Origin of the sequence: Mesorhizobium sp. M4B.F.Ca.ET.089.01.1.1 (genome assembly GCF_004022605.1) — a bacterium.
GTDB lineage: Bacteria > Pseudomonadota > Alphaproteobacteria > Rhizobiales > Rhizobiaceae > Mesorhizobium > Mesorhizobium abyssinicae.
The window spans coordinates 1-5833 of the sequence record NZ_RZOS01000370.1; the positions used below are offsets into that span (position 1 = coordinate 1).

The 5833-nt window shown below is 63.4% G+C and carries 5 protein-coding genes and 1 pseudogene; 1 reads left to right on the forward strand and 5 read right to left on the reverse strand.

Annotation, left to right across the window (positions count from 1 at the left end):
* From EN780_RS25915 to EN780_RS25930, 4 genes are all read right to left on the reverse strand, one after another.
* The coding region (locus EN780_RS25915; protein WP_133372717.1) for an ABC transporter ATP-binding protein at window positions 1-572 on the reverse strand (572 nt) is incomplete at its 3' end.
* A 2-nt stretch (window positions 573-574) separates the two neighbouring features.
* Complete coding sequence (locus tag EN780_RS25920) at window positions 575-1510, reverse strand: carbohydrate ABC transporter permease (RefSeq protein WP_128275715.1); 936 nt, start codon at window positions 1508-1510, stop codon at window positions 575-577.
* Complete coding sequence (locus EN780_RS25925; protein ID WP_128275716.1) at window positions 1503-2396, reverse strand: sugar ABC transporter permease; 894 nt, start codon at window positions 2394-2396, stop codon at window positions 1503-1505. The genes EN780_RS25920 and EN780_RS25925 overlap by 8 nt, the downstream gene beginning before the upstream one ends.
* 101 nt (window positions 2397-2497) lie before the next feature.
* A complete protein-coding gene (locus EN780_RS25930; RefSeq protein WP_126058246.1) occupies window positions 2498-3736 on the reverse strand; it encodes an ABC transporter substrate-binding protein in 1239 nt (412 codons plus the stop codon).
* 404 nt (window positions 3737-4140) lie between these two features.
* Here EN780_RS25930 and EN780_RS25935 point away from each other — a divergent pair, with 404 nt between their 5' ends.
* A complete protein-coding gene (locus tag EN780_RS25935) occupies window positions 4141-5178 on the forward strand; it encodes a LacI family transcriptional regulator (RefSeq protein WP_128275717.1) in 1038 nt (345 codons plus the stop codon).
* Window positions 5179-5311: 133 nt separating this feature from the next.
* On the opposite strand, the pseudogene EN780_RS25940 reads toward EN780_RS25935, so the two are convergent.
* Window positions 5312-5833 (reverse strand): annotated as a pseudogene (locus EN780_RS25940) (NADP-dependent phosphogluconate dehydrogenase); the annotation flags it as partial.

Below are 5833 nucleotides of genomic sequence, written 5' to 3' on the forward strand. Positions count from 1 at the left end.
GTGTTCTCGAGCTTGCGGTGCAGCAGCTTGATCTCGACCCGCAGTTCCGAGCGCAGCTTGGCGTCGAGATTGGAAAGCGGCTCGTCGAACAGGAACACGTCGACGTCGCGCACCAGCGCGCGCCCGATCGCCACGCGCTGGCGCTGGCCGCCGGAGAGCGCCGACGGCTTGCGTTGCAGGAGCGGCTCGATCTGCAGGATCTCGGCGGCGCGCGCGATACGCCTGGCGATCTCGTCCTTGGGCACGCCGGCGACGCGCAGACCGAAGGACAGATTCTTCTCCACCGTCATCTGCGGATAGAGAGCATAGGACTGGAACACCATGCCGATGCCGCGGTCCTTGGGCTCTTCCCAGGTGACGTTCTTGCCCTTGATGAAGATGCGCCCGTCCGAAATGTCGAGCAGACCGGCGATGCAGTTGAGCAAGGTCGACTTGCCGCAGCCCGACGGGCCGAGCAGCACGATGAACTCGCCCTCAGCGACATCGAGGTTGAGCGTCTGCAGCACCGACACGGCGCCGAAATTCAGCGACAGATCCTGGATCGACACGCTGGGATTGGCAATGTCCGTCATCATCATCCTTTCACCGCGCCGGCGGCGATGCCGCGTACGAAAAGCTTGCCGGAAATGAAGTAGACGATGAGCGGCACGAGGCCGGTCAGGATGGTGGCGGCCATGTTGACGTTGTACTCCTTCACGCCCTGCACCGAATTGACGATATTGTTGAGCTGCACCGTCATCGGATAAGTGTCCGGCCGCGTGTAGACGACGCCGAACAGGAAGTCGTTCCAGATGCCGGTGACCTGCAGGATGACGGCGACGACGAAGATCGGCAGCGACATCGGCAGCATGATGCGCAGATAGATGCCCCAGAAGCCGGCGCCGTCGACGCGTGCCGCCCTGAATAGCTCTTCCGGCATCGACGAGAAATAGTTGCGGAACAGAAGCGTCAGGATCGGCATGCCGAAGATCGAATGCACGATCACCAGGCCGCTCAGGCTGCCGTAGAGGCCGATCTCGCGCAGGATGATGACGATCGGGTAGATCATCACCTGATAGGGGATGAAGGCGCCGACGATGAGGATGACGAAGAAGGTGTCGGCGCCCTTGAAGCGCCAGTTGGCGAGCGCATAGCCGTTTACCGAGGCGATCGCGATCGACAGGATCACCGAGGGGACGGTGATGCGCACCGAATTCCAGAAGCCGCGCGAGAGCCCGTCGCAATTGAGGCCGGTGCAAGCCTGCGACCACGCCTTGACCCAAGGCTCGAAGGTGATCTCCAGCGGCGGCGAGAAGATGTTGCCGAGGCGGATCTCCGGCATGCCTTTGAGCGAGGTGACGACCATCACATAGAGCGGCAGGAGGTAGTAGACCGCCACCACGATCAGCGTGCCATAGAGGAAGATGTTGCGGCGCGAGAACACGTGCCGCGGCTTCGGCCCGCTTGGTCCCGTGGCTTCGCGCCTGAGGGCAGCGGCGGTGCTGGGCAGGGGGATGGCAAGCTCAGACACGCTTCTTGCCTCCGAATTCGAGATAGGCCCACGGCACGATGACGATCACCACCGACAACAGCATCATGGTCGATGCGGCAAAACCCTGGCCGAGGTTCTGGGCGAAGAACATGTAGTCGTAGACGTATTTTGCCGGCACCTCGGAGGCGATGCCTGGCCCGCCGCTGGTCTGGGCCACCACCAGGTCATAGACCTTGACGATGCCGGCGGCGATGATGACCAGCGTGGTGATGAAGACCGGCCGCATCATCGGAATGACGATGAACAGATAGGTCTTCCACATCGGGATCCCGTCCACCCGGGCTGCCTTCCAGATATCCTCGTCGATGCCGCGCAGGCCGGCGAGCATCAGGCACATTACGAGCCCGGTGCCTTGCCATAGGGCCGCGATCGATATGCCGTAGATGACGATGCTGGAATTGTAGAGCGGATCGAAGCTGAAGCTTGTCCAGCCAAGGCTTCGCACCACGCCCTGAATGCCGAAGTCCGGATTGAGCAGCCACTGCCACACCAGACCGGTGACGATGAAGGAGAGCGCGAAGGGATAAAGGAAGATGGTGCGGAATGTGTCCTCGAAGCGGATCTTCTGGTCGAGCAGCGCGGCCAGGATGAAGCCGATCGCCAGCGAGAACACCAGCGAAATGACGCCATAGATCAAGAGGTTCTCGATCGAGATCAGCCAGCGCGGCGTCCCCCACAACCGGTAATACTGGTCGAGGCCGACGAAGTTGAGCCGCGGCAGCAGTTTCGAGTTGGTGAAGGAATAGAGCACCGTCCATGCGGTGCCGCCGACGAAAACCACCAGCGCGGTGAGGATCATCGGGATCGAGGCGACCTTCGCATTGAGGTTGCGGAAAAGCTGGTTGGGGCGTTCGCTCTTGCTCATCTCGACAGCCGGGCTGGGGCAATGACGACATCACGCTCCTGACCCCGGATAGGCTGGGGCCAGGAGCTGGCGGGGGCGCCGTAAACAGTCGGCAAAACCAATCAGTCCGCCGAAGCGATGATGTCGGCGAAACGCTTCTGCGCGTCTTCTACGGTCAAGTCCGGCTTGGCGAAGAATTCGGAGAAGAGATCCTCCTTCTGCTTCTGGCTGTCCTGCGACATCAACTGGTCGGTCCAGGGCATGACGCTGCCCTTGGCCAGGATGTCGAGGCCCTTCTTCATGCAGTCATTCGCCGCTTGCAGGTCGACGTCGCCGCGCACCGGCAGCGAGCCCTTCTTCAGGTTGAAGGCAACCTGCGTCTTGGGATCGAGCAGCGTTTCGGCCAGCACTTCCTGCGCCTTGGACTTGTCGGCGTCCTTCAGCAGCGGGAAGTAGAAGGCATCGCCGCCGGTGGCAATCACCTCGTTCAGCCCAAGGCCCGGAAGGCAGGTATAGTCCTTGCCGGCGGTCTGGCCGGCGACCTGGAATTCGCCCTGCGCCCAGTCGCCCATGATCTGGCCACCAGCCTTGCCGGTGATGACGAGATTGGTTGCCTGGTTCCAGTCCTGCACATTGGTGTTCTTCGCCATCTTGCGGGCATCGTCCGCGGCCTTGAACACCTTGGCGACCTCGGGCCCGGCGGCGAATTTCGCATCCTTGTCCTTGTACACCTTGAGGAAGGTATCGGTGCCGCCGACAGCCGCGAGCAGCACGTCGAAGGCGCCGGAGGCCTGCCAGGGCTGCCCACCGACGGCGAGCGGGATGATGCCTGCCTTCTCCAGCGCGGGGGCGGCCGCCACATATTCATTCCAGTTCTTCGGCACCGGCACGCCGGCCTTTTCGAAGGCCGCGTTCGACAGCCACAACCATTGCCAGGAATGGATGTTGACCGGCACGCAATAGATCTTGCCGTCGATGGTGCAGCTGTCGAGCAGGCTCTTCGGCCGCACGACTTCCGTCCATTTGCCCTTGGTGGCGATATCGGTGAGGTCGCGCATCAGGCCGGCCTGCACCAGCTCTTCCGCCTGCCTGCCGTGGTTGAACTGGGTGGCGCCCATCGGGTCGCCGCCGGTGATGCGGCTGATCATGATCGGCCGCGCCGTGCCGCCGGAACCGGCGATGGCGCCGTCGACCCAGTGATTGCCCGTTGCGTCGAAGGCCTTGGCCAACTCGGCGACAGCCGCCGCTTCGCCGCCGGACGTCCACCAATGGGTGACTTCCAGATCGGTCGCGGCCGCCGGACCGGCGAACTGCAGCGCGGCCGTCGCCGCCAGCGCAGCAGTCAGGATTTTGTATCGCATTTCGGTTCCTCCCAAGAATCTGAAACGTTACAGATTTTCGATACGGCAATTGCACGACATGCGCAACCCCTCACGCAAACGCCGCTTCGATATTTTTCGGAGCGCGAACAAAATAGTTCCGCCAGCCACGAGTTTGTGCACCGCAACACGCAAAGCTGCGCTGCAAAACGCTTGAAGCTGGCAAAAAACTTGCCCGAAACGCCTTCCGCGCTGATTCCCAACGACTTTCCGAGCCGGGAGAGCACGCCAGGAAAAGGCAGACCTAGCCCGGAACAGACAACGGTCGTGACAATCTGTAACGTTTCAGTGTATGGGGGTTTTGTCGGACGGGGACTGCCCGCCTGACGATAGCGGCGATTGCCGGCCGGCCCGGTGACTGCTATGCGCCTGACGGGCGGGACGATATGGACAGGGACCAGACGGACAGGGATGGCGAAGCGCCGGCCAGGCCGACGCTGAAGACGCTTGCCTTCATGACGGGGCTGGGCGTCACCACCGTGTCGCGCGCCTTGAAGGATGCCCCCGAAATCGGCGCCGAGACCAGGCGCCGCGTTCAGCTTGTCGCCAGGCAGATCGGCTACCGGCCGAACCGCGCCGGCGTGCGCCTCAGGACCGGCAAGACCAATGTCATCAGCCTCGTGCTCAACACCGAGCGCGAGATCATGAGCTTTGTTTCGGACATCATCTACGGTGTCTCGGAGGTGATCGCCGACACACCCTATCACCTGATCGTCACGCCCTATTCGCGCTCGCAGGATCCGCTGGATCCGATACGCTATCTGGTCGAGACGGGCTCGGCCGACGGCATCATCATTTCGCGCACCCAGCCGGACGATCCGCGCGCCCGCTACATGCTGGAGCGCGGCATTCCCTTTGCCACGCACGGCCGCACCGACATGGGGCTCGTGCACCCCTACCATGATTTCGACAACTACGCCTTCGCAGGCGAGGCGGTGCGCTATCTCGCCGGCATCGGCCGCAGCCGGCTCGCCCTTGTGACGCCACCGGTCGGCCTCACCTACTATGGCCATACGCTGAACGGCTTTGCCGACGCGCTGAGTGACGTCGGCGCCAGCGAGGTGCCGTTCAACACCGTGTCCATCGACCAGTCGATCGAGCAGATCAGGATGCGGACGGCGCAGTTGATGCAGCGCCGGGACCGGCCGGACGGCTTCGTCAGCAGCGCCGCCGCGGCGACGCTCGCCGTCGTCGCCGGCATCGAGGATGCCGGCCTGAAGCTCGGCCGCGACGTCGACGTGGTGTCGAAGCAGTCTTCGGAACTGCTGCATCTGTTCCGGCGGGAACTGCTGGTCGTCAACGAGAACTTCCGCCTCGCCGGCTCCGAGCTGGCCCGCTCGGTGCTCGGCTGGATCGGCGGCTCCGAACCCGGCTCGCTGCAATCGCTGAGCAAGCCGAGCGAGGTTCTGCCCTATCGCGGCTGATTGGCGCGACTTGAGAGACAGGTCAGGCCGAGTCGGAGTCGAAGACGGGCGCGAAGCGACCAAACTGGGTGGCTTCCGAGAACCGGAGTAGAAGCGCAGGAGGCCGCCATTTGCAGGCCGGCCTTACCTGCCCTTAGGCCGCGCCGCTGCCCCAGGGTCCATGGAACGCGCCCTGCTCGCCGATGCGCTCGAAGCCGTGCGCGCCGAAGAAATCACGTTGCGCCTGGATCAGGTTGGAGGTGCCGCGGCCCTGACGGTAGCTGTCGAAATAGGCCAACGCCGACGACAGCGCCGGCACCGGCGAGCCGGCTTCGGACGCCCGCGCCACGATCCTGCGCAGTGACGGATGCGCCTCCTGCATCATGGCGATGAAGGCCGACGCCATCAGAAGATTGGTTGACGCGCTGCCAGAGCCGAACGCCTCGGCCATCGTGTCCAGCATCTGCGAGCGGATGATGCAGCCGGCGCGCCAGATCTTGGCGATGGTCGGCATCGGCAGGTTCCAGTTGAATTCCTTCGAGGCGCCGCTCATCACCGCGAAACCCTGCGCGTAGGCGGCGATCTTGCCGGCGAACAGCGCCAGCTCAAGATCCTTGAGCAGGGCGGCCTTGTCGCCGGCGATCTTGGCGACGCCGATATTGCCATAGGCCTTTTC

Bases quoted from the DNA above. Each gene is read 5' to 3' on its own strand.
- EN780_RS25925 (WP_128275716.1), bottom strand. From the start codon at position 2,396: ATGAGCAAGAGCGAACGCCCCAACCAGCTTTTCCGCAACCTCAATGCG.
- EN780_RS25930 (WP_126058246.1), bottom strand. From the start codon at position 3,736: ATGCGATACAAAATCCTGACTGCTGCGCTGGCGGCGACGGCCGCGCTG.
- EN780_RS25935 (WP_128275717.1), top strand. From the start codon at position 4,141: ATGGACAGGGACCAGACGGACAGGGATGGCGAAGCGCCGGCCAGGCCG.